This is a genomic window from Streptomyces sp. NPDC037288 (genome assembly GCF_055603265.1).
This window is the reverse complement of record NZ_JBVJVY010000078.1, coordinates 1-15,337: the sequence shown is the minus strand read 5'-3', so window position 1 is coordinate 15,337 and position 15,337 is coordinate 1. Positions and strand designations below refer to the sequence as shown.

The 15,337-nt window shown below is 65.4% G+C and carries 13 protein-coding genes and 3 pseudogenes; 7 read left to right on the top strand and 9 right to left on the bottom strand.

Annotated features, from left to right (window positions below):
• Window positions 1-205: 205 nt before the first annotated feature.
• The 3 genes from ACZ7GZ_RS39810 to ACZ7GZ_RS39800 form a co-directional block, all read right to left on the bottom strand.
• On the bottom strand, window positions 206-373 hold the full coding sequence (locus tag ACZ7GZ_RS39810; RefSeq protein WP_362165654.1) for a hypothetical protein: 168 nt from the start codon (window positions 371-373) through the stop codon (window positions 206-208).
• Between the two features lie 102 nt (window positions 374-475).
• Window positions 476-769 carry a hypothetical protein gene (locus ACZ7GZ_RS39805; protein WP_471032254.1) on the bottom strand — a complete coding sequence of 98 codons (294 nt, stop codon included), beginning with the start codon at window positions 767-769 and terminating at the stop codon, window positions 476-478.
• 62 nt (window positions 770-831) lie between these two features.
• Window positions 832-1,029, bottom strand: coding sequence for a hypothetical protein (locus ACZ7GZ_RS39800; protein ID WP_471032253.1), 198 nt, complete (start codon window positions 1,027-1,029; stop codon window positions 832-834).
• 300 nt (window positions 1,030-1,329) lie between these two features.
• On the opposite strand from ACZ7GZ_RS39800, the gene ACZ7GZ_RS39795 reads away from it, so the two are divergent.
• The 5 genes from ACZ7GZ_RS39795 (at window position 1,330) to ACZ7GZ_RS39775 (ending at window position 10,021) form a co-directional block, all read left to right on the top strand.
• Window positions 1,330-3,843: a helicase associated domain-containing protein gene (locus ACZ7GZ_RS39795; protein WP_471032250.1), complete on the top strand. Its 2,514-nt coding sequence runs from the start codon at window positions 1,330-1,332 to the stop codon at window positions 3,841-3,843.
• Between the two features lie 485 nt (window positions 3,844-4,328).
• The gene (locus tag ACZ7GZ_RS39790) at window positions 4,329-4,694 is read left to right on the top strand and encodes a transposase (protein ID WP_471032247.1); all 366 of its coding nucleotides are present in this window, start codon (window positions 4,329-4,331) and stop codon (window positions 4,692-4,694) included.
• Window positions 4,695-5,260: 566 nt separating this feature from the next.
• Window positions 5,261-5,662, top strand: a complete 402-nt coding sequence (locus ACZ7GZ_RS39785; protein ID WP_471032245.1) for a hypothetical protein — start codon at window positions 5,261-5,263, stop codon at window positions 5,660-5,662.
• Window positions 5,663-7,256: 1,594 nt separating this feature from the next.
• Window positions 7,257-8,027, top strand: a complete 771-nt coding sequence (locus ACZ7GZ_RS39780) for a glucose 1-dehydrogenase (protein WP_471032242.1) — start codon at window positions 7,257-7,259, stop codon at window positions 8,025-8,027.
• 950 nt (window positions 8,028-8,977) lie between these two features.
• Window positions 8,978-10,021, top strand: a complete 1,044-nt coding sequence (locus ACZ7GZ_RS39775) for an NADP-dependent oxidoreductase (RefSeq protein WP_471032240.1) — start codon at window positions 8,978-8,980, stop codon at window positions 10,019-10,021.
• A gap of 223 nt (window positions 10,022-10,244) precedes the next feature.
• Here the strand turns inward: ACZ7GZ_RS39775 and ACZ7GZ_RS39770 are convergent, their stop codons facing one another.
• The 3 genes from ACZ7GZ_RS39770 to ACZ7GZ_RS39760 form a co-directional block, all read right to left on the bottom strand.
• Window positions 10,245-10,967, bottom strand: coding sequence for an IS6 family transposase (locus tag ACZ7GZ_RS39770; protein WP_471032238.1), 723 nt, complete (start codon window positions 10,965-10,967; stop codon window positions 10,245-10,247).
• A gap of 64 nt (window positions 10,968-11,031) precedes the next feature.
• Complete coding sequence (locus ACZ7GZ_RS39765) at window positions 11,032-11,265, bottom strand: transposase (RefSeq protein ID WP_471032236.1); 234 nt, start codon at window positions 11,263-11,265, stop codon at window positions 11,032-11,034.
• A 21-nt stretch (window positions 11,266-11,286) separates the two neighbouring features.
• Entirely contained in the window at window positions 11,287-11,493 is a 207-nt protein-coding gene (locus ACZ7GZ_RS39760; protein WP_471032234.1) for a zinc finger domain-containing protein, read from the bottom strand.
• A gap of 350 nt (window positions 11,494-11,843) precedes the next feature.
• On the opposite strand from ACZ7GZ_RS39760, the gene ACZ7GZ_RS39755 reads away from it, so the two are divergent.
• Complete coding sequence (locus ACZ7GZ_RS39755; protein WP_471032232.1) at window positions 11,844-13,076, top strand: FAD-dependent oxidoreductase; 1,233 nt, start codon at window positions 11,844-11,846, stop codon at window positions 13,074-13,076.
• 391 nt (window positions 13,077-13,467) lie between these two features.
• Here the strand turns inward: ACZ7GZ_RS39755 and ACZ7GZ_RS39750 are convergent.
• Both ACZ7GZ_RS39750 and ACZ7GZ_RS39745 read right to left on the bottom strand, forming a co-directional pair.
• Window positions 13,468-13,674, bottom strand: a pseudogene (locus ACZ7GZ_RS39750) (IS6 family transposase); the annotation flags it as partial.
• A gap of 247 nt (window positions 13,675-13,921) precedes the next feature.
• Window positions 13,922-14,242 (bottom strand): helix-turn-helix domain-containing protein, encoded by a 321-nt coding sequence (locus ACZ7GZ_RS39745; protein ID WP_471032230.1) that lies wholly within the window; start codon window positions 14,240-14,242, stop codon window positions 13,922-13,924.
• Window positions 14,243-14,465: 223 nt separating this feature from the next.
• Here ACZ7GZ_RS39745 and ACZ7GZ_RS39740 point away from each other — a divergent pair.
• A pseudogene (locus tag ACZ7GZ_RS39740) lies at window positions 14,466-14,723 on the top strand (IS110 family transposase); the annotation flags it as partial.
• Window positions 14,724-15,230: 507 nt separating this feature from the next.
• Here the strand turns inward: ACZ7GZ_RS39740 and ACZ7GZ_RS39735 are convergent.
• Window positions 15,231-15,337 (bottom strand): annotated as a pseudogene (locus ACZ7GZ_RS39735) (IS5/IS1182 family transposase); the annotation flags it as partial.

The window sequence follows — 15,337 nt, the reverse complement described above, 5'->3', positions numbered from 1 at the left end:
GCTGCGCAAGGAGGATGACGCTCCGTCCGCTGCGCTCCCGGAGCGGCGGGACTCGCGTCCCGCTGGTAGGGCTTCCGCTTCGCTTCAGCCCGGGACGGCGGTTCGCTGCGCTCCCCGCCTGGTAGTCTTTCCGGCTGCGCCTGCAGGACTATTACGGCCCGCTGCCGCGGGCCGGGCTGGCTGCAAAGGGTGGCAGGGTGGGGGGTCAGCGTCTGCGGGCCCAGCCGGCACCCACTCCGGCCACATGCAAAGCCAGAGCCGTCAGCCCCAGCAACATGACGTTCGTCGAAGAGAACGCATCATTGGTACTGATGTCAGCCGCGTTGATCAGAAACGCAACGAAGAACAGCACCGCCGCGACTATGCCAAGCATCACGAGCTCCTCTCACAAGGGGATGAAGCCCGTATGCCCGGCCACCGCCCCCGCAGACGCCAGGAACACAGCCAGGATGCCCGGCCATGCACCAGCGGTACGTCAGGCATGCGCGTGACGCGACCCGGCCGGCCGCCGTGGTGCAGCGTGGTGCGCAGGACCGGCCGCGCCTGCCGTCTGGAGGCGCTGGAGCCACAGGGAGGCCGTGAGCAGGAGGCCGGTGAAGATGGCCAGGAGGAGGACGGACACCCACATCTGCCGGCCCCCGGGAGACTGCCAGCCCGTCCAGGCCGTCGATGCCGCCCACACCAGGGCGCCCACCGCGTAGAAGGCGCGGACCCGGCGCAGCTGCCGCACGGCCCGCAGGGACATGACGCGATCAGTCTTGGATGCCATGCCGGCCCGTGTACCCCCGCGTACGCCGTTCAACAGGCCGGGGTTCGCCTCTACTGTTCCGCTCAGCTTTGCTCTTGCTGCCCCGTGGTGCGGTCCTCGAAGTCGCGTCGTACTGCTGCGCCTTGGCCTTCGACGAGCCCTGCACTATCCGGGAGGTCCAGGACGGCGCCGCAGTGGTTGCACAGTTTCCCGTCTTCGGCGGGCGTGCCGCAGGCCTTGCAGAACCGGTTGCCGCGGTCGTTATCGCTCTTGTGTGTCATGACTCTCCCGGAGGGCTGGGCAGTGACGACTGGGGAGTACCCGTGGCTTCCGTGGTTGATTCCCTAGAGGGTCTGCTTCATTTTGTTGATGCGATAGACTCTGGACTTAGACGGCTCCATGGGTGTGCGGTGTGTGGCCCGTTCGAAGGTGGTATGCGTCCCTGCATCGGGGTGTGGATCCGGTGTCGTGTGGGGCGTGAATGGAGATGTTGTGACCCTAACCTTAGCTCTGAGAGGGCTAGTTGGTTGGGTTTTGGTTTTGAGAGCTGTCGTCCGGATCACCGGAGAGGGTAGACCGAAATGACGGTGAAGGCGCTCCGTCCTCATCAGCGAGAAGCCGTGGACGCGGTGCTCCGGGCCCTCGAAATTCCTGCAAGATCCACTGTGCCCGAGCGGGGTCTGCGCACTCAGGTGATCATGGCGACCGGATCAGGCAAGACCCTCGTCGCCACCCGGAGCGCTGATGAACTCCGTGCGGGCCGCGTGCTCGTGCTCGTCCCCTCCCTGGATCTGCTCGCCCAGACCGAGGCCGCGTGGCGCGAGGGCGGCCGCACAGGCCCGATGATCGGGGTCTCGTCCCTGCGGGGCGAGGAGGCGTCCTTCCCCAACACCACGGACGTGGGCGAGCTGGTCGACTGGGTGCGACCGCTCGACAAGGTCACCGTGTTCGCCACCTACGCCTCCCTCGGGCTCGGCACGCTCGAGCGCGCACACGCCGCCGGCCTTCCAGGGTGGTCGCTGATCGTCGTTGACGAAGCCCACCGGTGTTCGGGTCGGATCGGGAAGCCGTGGGCGGTCGTCCACGACAACACCCGCATTCCTGCTCTCCGCCGGCTGTACATGACCGCCACCCCGAGGTTGTGGCAGCCGGACGAGGACTCCGGGCCGGGCGTGCCGGGCGAACTGGTCGCGTCGATGGAGGACGACCCGGCTTCACCGTTCGGCACCAGGTGTTTCACCCTGACGCTCTCGGAGGCCGTGGACAGGGGCATCTGTGCCCCCTACCAGGTGGTGTGCGTAGACATCACCGACACCCGGCTCCAAGCCGCCCAGCTCCTGGGCGAGGACGCACGATCCGAGCAGGTGCGCGGGGCCCGGCTCGCCGCGCTCCAGACAGCGCTGGTGAAGGCCTCAGCCGAGGAAGGCTTCCGCAAGACGCTCGTCTTCCACCACGTCGTCAAGGAAGCCGAGGCCTTCGCGGCCGGTCTTCCCGACATCGCCGAGCGGCTGCACGCCGCCGAGCCGGAGCTGTATCCGCGCACCATCTGGGCCAACTGGCTATGCGGCGAGCACAAGCCCCTCCACCGCCGCCGCGTCCTGGACGAATTCTCCCGAGGGATCGCTGCTGACGGCACCGTCGTAGAGAAAAGCTACCTCGGATCCGTGAAGGTCCTCGGAGAAGGCGTTGATACGTCCCGATGTGACTCCGTGTACTTCGCGGACGTCCGCGGCTCCATGCCCGACCTCGTCCAAGCCGTCGGCCGCGCACTTCGCATCCAGCCCGGTGAGGGCAAGACCGCCTCACTCGTCGTACCCGTCCTGCTCGGGCCCGGAGAGACGGCGGACAACATGCTCACCAGCAGGGCGTTCACTGGCCTGGCCAGGCTCTTGGAAGCTCTCCGCGCGCACGACGCCCGCGTCGTGGAGGCACTGGCCGAGCCCCAAGCGCGCAGCCGTGTCAGAGGCGTACAGAGCCGCTCATGGGGCGAGGAAGGCGAGGCTGCCGAGGGTGAGAGAAGCAACCGGCTGTCGGTACCGGCCCGGGAGCTACTGAAGTTCAGCACGCCTCGTGACCCTGCGCAGCTGGCGGCGTTCATCAACCTGCGGGTGCTCAACCCTGAGCATCAGCACTGGCGGCGCGGCATCGAAGCCGCCACCCTGTACCAACGGCTCCACGGGGACCTGAAGGTGCCGTTCACGTACCGCGTGCCCGCCAAGGACGGCCAGGAGGCGGAAGCTGAGGGGTGGCCGGCCTCGCTCGCCGCCTTCCCGCTGGGGCAATGGATCGCCGACGCCCGAAGGTTCTACGCCCGCGGGGACATGGACGCCGACCGCATCGCGCAGCTAGAGAAGCTGGGCATGGTCTGGAGCCACTTCGACGTCGCCTGGGAAGAAGGCCTGGCCGCAGCCCGCGGGTGGGCTGCAGAACACGGGCATCTCCTGGCACCGCTGAACGCCACCTACCAGGGCTACCGCGTGGGCATCTGGCTGAAGAACGCCCGGGCCGCCGCCCGTAAGACCGCCGACATCGAGCAGCGGCGAGCCGAAGGACTGCCGGTTCAGTCGGCGGCCGGCGCCTTGTCGCAGGAGCGGCGCGAACAGCTCGAGGACATCGACCCCTCGTGGTGCCCCACCTGGCCAGTGGAATGGCAACGTGCCTTCCACCTCACCCGACAGCACCTGGAACAGGGCGGCGAGCTGCCCACCGAGCCGGGCGACATCGTGCACCAGGGCGAGGACCTCGGGCGGTGGGTGCGATCGGTCCGCCTCGGCTGGGACAACCTCACCACCGTCCAGCAGTGGATGTGCGAACACATCCTCGGCATCCAACCCGCGACCGACGACGAGAAACCGAAGCCACGCCGGACCCAGGCCGACAAATGGGCCATGAACCTCGCGGCCGCCCGGCAGTACTACCAGCGCGAAGGACACCTCCAGGTCCCCAGGAAACACATCGAGACCATCGTCGGCGAGGGCCAGGAGGAGCGACAGCTGCGGCTCGGTGCATGGATCGGGAACCAGCGCAGCAGAGCCGCAACGCTGTCGCCGAAACGCGTGGAGCAGCTCTCCGCCATCGGCATGCGGTGGACATAATCCAGGCGGATCGAGCAGCTGTCCGCCATCGCCATGCGCTGGACGTAGTCACAGCGGTCCCGGTCGCACGGGGGTGCCAGGCAGACCGGGTCGTCCGTGCTCAGAAGGGAGGTTCGTCGCTGTACGCCTGCTGACTGCTGGCCTTCTTCTGTGGCGTTCCGGTGGCCCAAGGATCATCCTGCGGCTGCTGCGAAGCGCCCCACCCCCCTGAGGGCGCGTTGCTTCCCCAGCCCCCCTCCGGGGCGGGCGGCGGTGTCGGCTCCGGGACCGGCGCTAGCTGAGGGGGACCGTCATCCACCTCAACGCCGTCAATAGCGTTATTCCACAGATCGCGGATGTACTTCCGCCAGCGGGTGTTGCGTGCGCGGCGGTGCTCGTACAGCAGCCAGGCAACATGCTCGACGAGCTCATGCGGGCACGTTGTCAGCCCAACTACCGACCCGCGCACGCAGGTTGAAAAAGGCTCAGTGAGACGCGGAGGCGCCGTGGTCCTGTTCTCCCGGGCTGCCGAAGCCTTCCCACGCCTCGGGCATGTCTGGGCGGACCAGGGCTACCGCGGCGCCGACTTCCACGCCTGGGCTCAGGAAGCCACCGGCATCACCGTGCAAGTCGTGCAGCGCCGCGACGGTGGCTTCCGCTCCACCTGGGCCAAGGCCGACGCACCATCACGCGTGGTGCCGATGTTCGCAGTAGTCCCGCGCCGTTGGGTGGTCGAGCGGTCGTTCGCCTGGCTCGGGCGCTGCCGCCGCCTCTCGAAGGACTACGAATTCCTGCGCGTCAACTCGGAGAACGTCATCTACCTGGCCATGGCCCTGCTCCTCCTGCGTCGCATCACGAGATCAGCCCGTTGACCGGCTTTTCAGACACCCTCTAACTCACCGGCCAGGATCGACAGCACGATCCGGACCTTCTCCTCCGGCGGCAACGCCGGTGGCCTCACCATGAACGATCAGACTCCTTCACACAGCAGGACCCGCAAGAAACGAGCCCTGCCACAAAGTCTGACGCGCGACAAGATCATCACGCACTGCCCGCAACAACTTGATAGCGCCGTTCAACGCGTTCACGCATTGGGGCCAGCGCGGGCTTGTACAGGTAACTGGAAATCAGGTGTACTTGGTGTAATTTAAGAGTGACTCAGCGCAGCATCGTGTCTCATTCCTACAGCAGGTTGTTCGGCCCTGGGGAGCTAGCGCCTGACTTCGGACGCTTGCATGCATCTCCCATTCGGTGAGGTAAACGGAAGACGATAGGCGGCGACGCCAGTAAATTACTTAGCCCGCAATCGGGTCCAGAAAAGGGTGGCGACGCGGATTTTGTAACTGCATGGCCCCACGCGGCTCTTCGCGACCGCCGCGACCCCCGACATGACGAACGACGACCGTGATGACCACCGTCACGACGAAGGAGTGGCGTGATGACCATCATGGATATCGCCCTGCGCGACGCACTGCACCACACCCCGCCCTTCAACTTGACGACGCCGGCGCATGTGCTATCTGTGGCGGCGGTCGACCAGAACGGCAACGTCCTGGACATCCTCAGCGTCCCAGCCCGTCTCGTCCGACACGCCCGACGCCGCTGGCTCCGCCTCGACCGCACCTGGCCCTGGGCCGACGCGTTCACCCTGGCCTGGCAGCGCCTCACCGAATTCCAGCCCTCAGCTGACCGCCGGCCACCATCCCGACGAGACGGAAGGAGAGCAGACCCGGGCAAGCGGGACCCGGCGCACCCGCAGCGTCACGCGACGGCCCGCTTCACCAACACTGAGGACAAACCGGGCACCCAGCCGACACAATTACCACCGACCAGACGCTGAAGGATCGAGGCCAGCGCCGGGCACCCCAGCCCGCCGGACGTCGGGTTGCTGAGTGTCGGTGCCGACAGCAAGGGAGACGACCCATGCGGTCAGGAAGCCCGGGCCGATGGTGGCTGTGCCAGCCAACCAGACGATTGTGGTAGGCACGCTGCTATTGAGAGCGGCCCAGGTGGGCCACCCAAGGGCACCGTTGATGCCTCCGTCAGCCATGGGCAAGATCGCAATCACCGTCAGCACGCGCCAGCTACGCAAATGTGGAGAGGAAGCGAGCAAATGCCCCGGCCGTCAAGGGAATCGCCGCGTTGACCGGGGCCCACCATAGGGGATGGCCCCAGAAGTTACCCCATGTGGAGCCGGTATCAAGGGCACCGCACTTAGGGTTCTGATTGCAACCAGCGAGGTTGTCTGAAAAGGCTTGTGGTTAGCCATCGGATTTCAGCCAAGACCAGTTCACCTCTTGTGCTTCTGACCCGATGAGGACAGCATCTCGATGCTCAGCGATACCTTTCGGTTCAATCTATGAGGAGTTGCTCCATGAAGTTTCTGAACCTTCCGCTGGCGGTGGCCGGTACTGGCGTGTTGGGTCCATTCACTCCCGGTGCCCCTGCTTCACACGCTCAAGTAAGGTCTCCTGTTGCACCGGTCCAACAGCGGGTACAGCAGCCTGTTGTACAACCTCAATCCCCAGCAGGCTCTCATCGCCTAGGGTAGGCACGCTTAGTGGGACTCCTGTCGTCAGCTGGGCTGCAACGGCGGGACCTCAGGAAAGCGAGTGAGGAAAATCTCCGTAGTCTTCGGAAAGAATCTTCCAGTTCTCCACGTAGCCGATGCAGCGCGCGACCGCGGAATGGATTGAGGAGTGGATCCGGTTAGACTACTTCTCCGCCTCGGTGAGTGGGCGGTGCCCGGGTTTCTTGTACGGGGTCAGCGGCTGCTGACCTGGCCACCCTTAGCACCGAGGCCGGGACGTCTGTCGACGACGGGCCCGGGCGCCCGCAGCCGTGTAGGCGTAGAAATCATGGCGGGCGCCGTGAAGCGGCCGGCCCACATTCCGAGGCCCCAAAGGTCGGAGATGACCTGGACATTGTCGCCGGTGCGTTGGCGCTTGGCGGAAGCAGCTGCTCAGCGGCCTTCCGCGCCCAGCACGGAGCGAGGCCCCCCACCAGGGCAGGTTCATCACAGACAGCTGTGTGATGCCGAAGCCCAGCTGTTTCAGCTGTCCCGCGCCACCAGCCGCAGCATCTTGCTGTACCGCGAGACCGGCGGCTGAGAGATGTCGAAGAGCTCACCGGCCATCTCCTCCACTGCGAGGTATCGCGGAACAAAAACACAGCAGCATCACCTCCGCACTGCCGCGCATGAAGCCGGCCGACCGCACTGTGCCAGAGAGGCAGACGGCGCCCCATCCTCCCTATGATCAGCTACAACTGATGCGGACTCAAACCGGTGGGTTGGTGAAAGCGCATGCGCCGAACGAACGCGTGAACCTTGGTACTTCATCCGCTAGCGCAAGGGCACCGAGGTTGCGTCCAGCGATCAACTCTTCAAGACTCGCTGGGCCTTTGAAGAGCTTTCAAGGAAGGAGCCAACAAACATGGCAGCTCCCCTGGCAGGCAAGATCGCAGTGATCACCGGATCCGGCGTTGGTCTCGGTGCCGCGATCGCCCGTAGGTTCGCAGCCGACGGCGCACGGGTCGTCGTGTCCGACATCGACCCGGAGACGGCCAAGAAGACCGCTGACGCCATCGACGGAGCCATCGTCATACCGGCCGATGTCACAGACGAGAACCAGGTCGAAGCCCTCGTCGGCCGGACCGTCGCCGAACTGGGTGGCCTGCACGTCATGGTGGCCAACGCAGGCGTCGGATCGCAGCAGCCGATCGTGGAAACCTCCCTCACGGAGTGGCGCAGGGTCACCTCGGTCAACATCGATGGCGTCTTCTTGTCGATCCGGTACGCCGCACCGGCAATCATCGCTTCCGGAGGAGGATCGATCATCACCATGTCATCCATCACCTCCACCTTAGGCTCGCCCCTGCTGGCCGCCTATGCCGCGTCCAAGGCGGCTGTCCGCAATCTCACCAAGACTGCAGCTTGCGAACTGCGTCCCCATGGGATCCGCGTCAACGCGCTGCTCCCGGGATTCGTCGACACCAGGCTCGTCACCGATGCCGTACCGAAGTTCGAAGCCGCGCTTGGTCTGCCATCCGGTGGATTCGCCGACCTGATCGCCCAGAAGCAGGGTCGCTATGGCACCCGTGACGAAGTAGCTGCTGCCGCTGCCTTCTTCGCCTCCGAGCAGTCCTCCTGGTGCACCGGAAGCAGCCTCGTCCTCGACGGAGGATTTGTCAGCTCATTGCTCTGAGCCTAGCGGGCCCTTCCCCCGCAAACCCTAACTACCCGCCTTGTGGGGAAGGTCCACTCACTCAAAGGCCACTCATACCGCAACGAAGAGATGCGAAATCGGACGCATCCCGCATGATGCCACCACCAACGACTCAACACCCTCAACCAAGCATCAGCTGGGTCATCTTTGACTCGACGCCGAAGATCCTTGGACATCGGCCGGTCCCGTGCTGGGGCACCCCTTCTGCACAAGAGCGGAATGCGGATGCCGACTGCGCGGATCCGGCACCTGCCAGCGAACAGACCGGCACCGCCGCGCCGCGTCCCCCTGCCCCCGGGCGCCAAGATGCGCTCTCAGATCATCTAGCAGGGTGCAGGTCCTGCCGTCGGCGCATAGGCCCGGACAACCAGTACACCGCCCCAGGTAGACCATGTGCAGAGAGAGATCCGCCCCCAACACGAGGTGCCGTGCAAAATTGTGAATCTGTTGAGAGTCCGGCTCCACCTATCGGCGGCGACAGCGGGGCCAATGCCGCCCTCATCTGGATCGTCGTCAGCAGCCTGCATGGGCGGGTGGAGCAGCGGGTTTGGTACAGGCCGCCAGGACGCGTCTTGAGCTAGGGAAGGCTCGTTCGCCAGGTGAACCATTGCCAGGTGGTTGTCGTCCCACACCCAAAATTGCGCTGGGTGAACGTCTCGTTGTTGCGCAGGTGCGTCGGAGGGAGCAGAGCAACAGTAAGCCTGCCGCAGCGTCAGTTGGTCACATGCCCATGTTTGTAGGGGAACTGGGCGTCGTGCTCAATCAACTCGTAAGGGTGTCGACTTTTGGATGGATGCGAAATCAACAGGACCTCTGACCAGGCCATATCACCACCACCGCACAGGCCGATAGAGACTCAGTCAGAGTCTTTGAGTGCACAGAGGGTGGCAGCAGCGCCGCATCAATAGCCAAGAAGGTGGGTAACTAGTATGACTGGCAACTGTATGAACCGTGCCTACCGGTTGCGACGCCGCCCTGTTGGGCAGCTCACCCGTGGTGACCTCGAACTGGTGGAAGAGAGGGTGCCTGAGCTAGCCGACGGCCAAGCGCTGGTCCGCACCAAGCTTCTCTCGCTCGACCCGACCGCCCGCATCTGGATGAGCGATATGCGCAGCTATATGCCCCCGGTCCCGATTGGCGCAGTGATGCGTGGCCTCGGCCTCGGTGAAGTAGTTGCGTCTAGGCGCGAAGACTTGCCGGTCGGAGTTACAGTCGCGGGCTTCACCGGTTGGCAGGAACTGGTGGTGGCCGATGACTCGCAGCTCGAGGCGCCGCTGACGGTCTTGCCTACTCCGTTGTCGGCACCCGAATCAGCCTTCCTTGGTGCCCTCGGTCACACCGGCATTACGGCCTATCTCGGCATCGACTTGGTCGATTTGAAGAGGGGAGAGACGATCGTCATCTCGGCCGCCTGCGGTGCGGTCGGCTCGATTGCAGGCCAGATCGCAAGGGAGAAGGGGGCGGGACGGGTGATCGGCATTGCTGGCGGGCAGAAGAAGTGCCGACACGCCGTCAAGGTTTTGGGCTACGACGCCTGCATCGACTACCGCGCCGGTGACTGGCGTGCACAGCTCGACGCCGCCACACCGGACGGGATCGATGTCGACTTCGAGAACGTGGGTGGCCTGATCATGGACCATATTTTGATGCGGCTCAACATCGGTTCCCGCGTTTCCCTATGCGGCATGATCTCCGAGTACAACAGCTACAATAGGGGCGGCGAGCACACCGGCAGCCTCACCAACGTTGCTCAGCTGATCATGCAGCGAGCTACAATCAAGGGCTTCATGGTACTTGACTGGACCCACCGCTTCGAGGAGGTGATCGCGTACCTGGCTGGGCTGCTCGACGAAGGTAAACTCCACTACGACGAGACAATCGTCAACGGCGGTATCACAAAGGCCCCCGACGCCCTCCACCGGTTGTTCAACGGTGAAAACCTGGGCAAGCTACTTGTGCGCGTAACAGATTGAAACGTCGCCTTGGGAAGAGACGCTACCGGGCGAAGATGGTCAAGGCGCCGGTGATGACGACGCCGGTGAGAATCCGCTGTGCTCGGTCAGTTGGGACATCGCACTGTTCCCGGCAGGCATGTCACTGAACCTCTTTCATCCTGAGTATTGGCAGAGGCGTCGTCAACTTATGGGGGACTGGAGGGTTGTTGAGGGTGTGGTGGGGTGGGATGCCGGCCCTGGTTCAGCCTGCCGTGGGCAGGGCGTTGACGCCGGTGATGTGGTCCCAGACGGTGAAGCGGTTGGTCATCTCGGCCCGGTATGCGGGTGCGGTCATCAGGTGACGGCGGGGCCGGAAATGGGGAGAAATCTGGCTGAATGCGGCGAGGAACTTCTGGGCTGACCGGGGCGAGCGGAAGCCTTTCATGGCGCGTTCGCGCTGGCGGGTGGGCTGGTGTGAGTTCTCCGCCCGGTTGTTCAGCCCCTTGTGGGAGCGGTGTTCCACCGAGCCCATCAGGTGCCGGTGAGCCGGCCCGTAGGAGCGGCACTTGTCGGTCACCAGTACCCGCGGGACGCGGCGCTGCTTCTTCAGCAGTTTGGCCATGAAGCGCTTCGCGGCCTTCGCGTCCCGCTTGGACTGGACCAGGATGTCCAGTACATGGCCGTCCTGGTCCACGGCCCGCCACAGGTACTGCCGCACCCCGTTGACCTTGATGAACATCTCATCGAGGTGCCATTTATCGCCGGCCTGCGGCCGCCTTCGGCGCAGCCTGGCGGCGCATTCGGGTCCGAACTTGTCACACCACTGCCGGACCGTCTCGTGGGAGACGATGATCCCGCGGGCGAGCAGCAGTTCCTCGACCTCGCGGAAGGACAGCGGGAAGCGGTGGTACAGCCACACCGCGTGGGAGATGACCTCCGCCGGGAACCGGAAACCCCGGTACGACACCGCCGCCTCGGTCCCCACTGCCAGTCCCTCCTCGGGAAGGTCAACAAACCCGGCAATCATCCCAGACCCGAGACGGCCTCGCTCAAGTTGACGATGCCCGTTCGGCTTCCCGTAGCCGGCCGCCCGGGGCGGCGGGCGCGGGCCGGTCGGAGGAGGCCGAGCCGTTCCTCCTCCAGCGTGAGACCCAGCTGTGCAGCGTCCCCGGATGCACACCGAGGTCCTCGGCGACCTCCGGGATCGGCTTGCCCGTCTCGATCACGATGCGTACAGCACCTTCACGGAACTCGGCGTCGTACTTCTGTTGCTTGGACCTCATGAACCTCTGCTTCCCCTGGTATCACGGACTCCACGGTACGAGGGGACCCTCACCGGGGGTCTTCACCTCCAGCTCTGCGCGGAGCTGGGGGACGAGCATGAAACGCGGGGTGTGGTATTTCGCGGCGGCCTTGCCGCCGCGGGTGCGGCAGGTGCTTCCGGCGGGTACCTCACAGGTAGGGCAGTCGAACTGTTCGATGTCGCCAGCTGGTTCGGTGGGGTCTGGCATGTTGCGGAACCTATCGCGAGGGGCTTTGTGCGAAAGCTGTTTTGCGAGAGGTTGTGAGAACGAAGATCAGGGGCAAACCGGACGCGGGCCGGTGGGGGCTCCGGTCTCTCAGAACTACTCATTTCTGCGAGCGGGATACGTAACACCTTTACCAAGGGTCGTCACACGGCCGGGTCGTCCCGGATCTTCAGCGTGTTCACGGTGATTCACAAGTGCGCAATTTTGACCGTAACGCCCGGGACTGCTCGCGCTGGCGGCTTGTCCGGCGTCGTCCCTCGGCGGTGCACTGGTGAGGTCTCCGCCTGCCCACGGCGGCTACGCCGCGTCAAGTTAGGTGTGGGCGGGGCCGGATGGATTTTTTGCTGTTCTGGTTGTTCATGGTGCCCATGGGGGGCTTGATGGTGCAAGTGCGTGGTATGAATCTGGGAGTCTTGGTGATCGGCGGCGGTGTCAGCGGGCTGACCACCGGGCTGGTGCTGGCACGGCGCGGGCATCGGGTGCGGCTGCTGGCGGCAAACTCGGCCGAGCAGACGGTATCCACCGTGGCCGGCGCGCTGTGGGAGTTCCCGCCCGCAGTCTGTGGCCAGCACGGCAATCCTTTGTCCGTGGCCCGGTCCAAGGCCTGGTGCGTGACCTCCTACCAGGAATTCGAAAGGATCGCGGCGCAGGGACCGCATACCGGGGTGCGCATGGTGGAGGCCGACTTCTACTTCGCCTCACCGGTGCAGTCGGACAGGGTGGAGCGGACCAAACTCGCCGAGCTCACCGCACTGGCTGAGCAGGGAGAGCTCCAGAGGCTGCGGCCGCTGTCCCGCGAGGAACTGTCAGAGGTCCCAGCAGCATTCCGTGTGGTCGAGGGATATCGCATAGTGGTGCCGGCCATCGACACCCCCCGGTACATCCCGTGGCTGCGACAGGCGGCCGTCGCAGCTGGAGTGGAACTGGTTCGTCCCGGCTGCGACGGAGTGCCGCAGCGGGTGACCGGTCCGCTTATCCCCCAGGAGGCGGCGCTGCGCAGCGTCTTCGGCGTCGACGCGATCGTCAACTGTGCCGGGATAGGCGCGGCTGAACTCGCGGGCGCGGCCATGGTGCCGCTTCGCGGGCTGTTGTGGCGAGTTCCCCGTGTACTGTTCGCTGATGGGACAGGTCCCCAGCGCGCCTGCGTGATGGCCAAGAGCGACCATGTGCAGGACATGGTCTTCGTGGTGCCGCGGACTGATGAAGTGGTGCTCGGCGGTTTGGTGGAGCCGTCCGAGTACGACGTGTCCATCGGTAAGGAATACCGACCTGCGCGAGATATGTTCGACCGGTGCCGGGCGTTCCTGCCGGAGTGGCTCGGCCCCCTGGACCTCGACGACCCGCGTATCCAGCCGACGGTGGGACTGCGCCCCTACCGGCTGGAGAACGTGTGCGTGGCCCGCGACTACGGCTTCAACATCACTCACAACTTCGGACACGGTGGGTCCGGCTTCAGCTTCTCCTACGGCTGCGCAGAAGAAGTGGCCGATCTGGTCGAGTCCTACGCCCCGCCCGCGTTGACCTCGACCTTTCAAACAGCTGATTCGTGGCAACTGCTGCGGTGAATCCCGGCTTACTGCACGCAGAGTTGCAGGAAGGGGTCGTAGGAGGCAAGCGCGTCGCAGCCGTGTCCGGAAGAACAGAAGGGCGCTACGACAGTGCGCAGTCGGCGTGGCCGACCGTATGCGTGACGCCCCGCCGCAGGCGGCGCGGAGGGAACGCCACGAACACTGTCGCCAGGCTACCCCAGCAGCTGGGCCGCGAACCACAGAACAGGCGTGCGGGGCACAGTGGTCGGCCAACGCTCGTCGGCGTGAGGTGTCAGCCTCCGTCGCGGGCGATGTACCGGCCGACAGCGGTCCAGACCGGCTCAGCCGCTTCTTCCGGCACGGGCTTGTCAAGTTCCTTGTATAGTAGGTGAGTTGGGGTGGGCCGGTGGTGCGGGTGGTGTCTGGTTCAGGCGGTCGTGGCCATGAGTGTGGTGCCGGTGATCTGGTGCCAGATGGTGAAGCGGTTGGTCATCTCGGTGCGATAGCCGGGGGCGGTCATCAGGTGTCGGCGGGGACGGAAGTGCGGTGAGATCCGGGAGAAGGCGGCGAGGAATCTCTGGGCGGTACCGACGTGGCGGAAGCCCTTCATACGCCGCTCGCGCTCTCGGGTGGGGAGAACCCGTAAAGAATCAAAGCGTTGCTTCTTCTGGTCGGGTTCGTTGCCGCTGGTATGGGGATATCGAGTGAGGTGCGCGGGCAGCTCGGCTTGCGGTTCAGGGTCTTGTTTCGGCATCTGAACGAGCGTCAGATCACGGCCGGCAGACCCTGACGTTGCCTTGCCTGCCAGCGGCAGTAGCTGCGGCGCGGGATGCCGATCAGGGAACAGAACCTCGTGGTCGGCATCGCCGCCTGGGTGCGGATCACCTCGAGGTCCTCGAAGGGGCCAGGCGGCCCCCGGCGGACTTCTTCCACACCCGCAGCTCGACATGCGCCTCACCCAGCGCGCTCTTCAGCTCCTCGATCTCCGCCTCGAGCCGCTCCTCCCGGCCCGACATGCGGCGGCTGCCCGCGGCGGCGAGACCAGCCTTGCCGGACTCCAGAAACTGATCACGCCACTTGGCCACCGACGTCTGCGACGTCTTGTACTTCCGGGCCGCGTCAGCGGCCGTCATCTCTCCGGACAGGACCGATAACACGATCCGTATCTTCTGCTCCACCGGGAACTGCGGCGGACGGGACATCAGGCTCTCCTACATGCTCACGGGGCTCAAACAAACCCCTGTGCCAGAAAGTCTGACGCGCGACAGCCGACACAGAGGCCCAACTGCGGCCTTCTGGAACAACGTTCACAACGGATTAGGGGCCTTGGCCTAGAAGGCACCGTCACAGTCCTGACCGCTCCACCGACCGGCGCTGGTCATCAGCACCACGTCGTCGAACAGGAGCACCGTGACCGCCCCCAGCATGCCCGCTACCATCGGTTCCCTCCAAGTTGGCGGGGCCGCCCCGGTGCCGCGGTCGGTGGTGCTCGGCGTTGACACCCACAAGGACGTGCATGTCGCTGCCGTACTGGACCACCTGGGCGTCTTGCTGGACACCGGCGAGTTCCCTGCCACCGCGGTTGGATACCGTCAACTGCTGGAGTGGGCCTGCCAGTTCGGAACGGTGTGGCTGGCTGGGGTGGAGCGCACCGGCTCCTACGGCGCCGCCCTCGCGCGCTTCCTCGCGACTGAGCAGGTGTCGGTTGTGGAGGTCAATCAGCCCGACCGACGCCGAGTCCGCGGCCCGGGCCGCGCTTTCCGGCACCGCGACCGCGCGGCCCAAAAGCGGCGACGGCCACGTGGAGGCGCTGCGGATGCTGCGGCTGGCGAAGAACTTCGCGGTCACGGCCCGCACCCAGGCTCTCAACCAGCTCAAGGCGGTGCTGGTCAATGCGCCGTCCGCGTTGCGGGAGATGCTGGAGCCGCTATCGACGTCGGCGCTTGTCCGCCGATGCGGGGAGCTTCCCGACCCCCGGAGCGGCGACCCGGTGGCCGACACCGCGGTCTTCACGCTCCGCCTGCTCGCCCGGCGCGTCCTGCAGTTGCGGGCCGAGGTCACCGAGCTGCAGCGGCGGATGACTGCGGCGGTCCGGGCCTGCGCACCCAGCCTCCTGGAACGCCTCGGCATCGGGCCCGACAGCGCCGCGGCCCTGTCATCGCCGCCGGCGACAACCCCGACCGGCTGGGCAGCGAGGCTTCCTTCGCCGGGGGCGCGGAGACGGGCGTGGTCGCGGTTGAACTGCTGGTAGTGGGCGGGTTGTTCACGGTGGTGGTAGTAGGGGGTGCGGACGGTGG

Excerpts from the sequence above, each read along its gene's own strand:
- ACZ7GZ_RS39785 (WP_471032245.1), top strand. The coding sequence starts at position 5,261 with ATGACCATCATGGATATCGCCCTGCGCGACGCACTGCACCACACCCCG.
- ACZ7GZ_RS39775 (WP_471032240.1), top strand. The coding sequence starts at position 8,978 with ATGACTGGCAACTGTATGAACCGTGCCTACCGGTTGCGACGCCGCCCT.
- ACZ7GZ_RS39805 (WP_471032254.1), bottom strand. The coding sequence starts at position 769 with ATGGCATCCAAGACTGATCGCGTCATGTCCCTGCGGGCCGTGCGGCAG.
- ACZ7GZ_RS39800 (WP_471032253.1), bottom strand. The coding sequence starts at position 1,029 with ATGACACACAAGAGCGATAACGACCGCGGCAACCGGTTCTGCAAGGCC.
- ACZ7GZ_RS39760 (WP_471032234.1), bottom strand. The coding sequence starts at position 11,493 with ATGCCAGACCCCACCGAACCAGCTGGCGACATCGAACAGTTCGACTGC.
- ACZ7GZ_RS39780 (WP_471032242.1), top strand. The coding sequence starts at position 7,257 with ATGGCAGCTCCCCTGGCAGGCAAGATCGCAGTGATCACCGGATCCGGC.
- ACZ7GZ_RS39745 (WP_471032230.1), bottom strand. The coding sequence starts at position 14,242 with ATGTCCCGTCCGCCGCAGTTCCCGGTGGAGCAGAAGATACGGATCGTG.
- ACZ7GZ_RS39795 (WP_471032250.1), top strand. The coding sequence starts at position 1,330 with ATGACGGTGAAGGCGCTCCGTCCTCATCAGCGAGAAGCCGTGGACGCG.
- ACZ7GZ_RS39755 (WP_471032232.1), top strand. The coding sequence starts at position 11,844 with ATGGATTTTTTGCTGTTCTGGTTGTTCATGGTGCCCATGGGGGGCTTG.
- ACZ7GZ_RS39810 (WP_362165654.1), bottom strand. The coding sequence starts at position 373 with ATGCTTGGCATAGTCGCGGCGGTGCTGTTCTTCGTTGCGTTTCTGATC.
- ACZ7GZ_RS39765 (WP_471032236.1), bottom strand. The coding sequence starts at position 11,265 with ATGAGGTCCAAGCAACAGAAGTACGACGCCGAGTTCCGTGAAGGTGCT.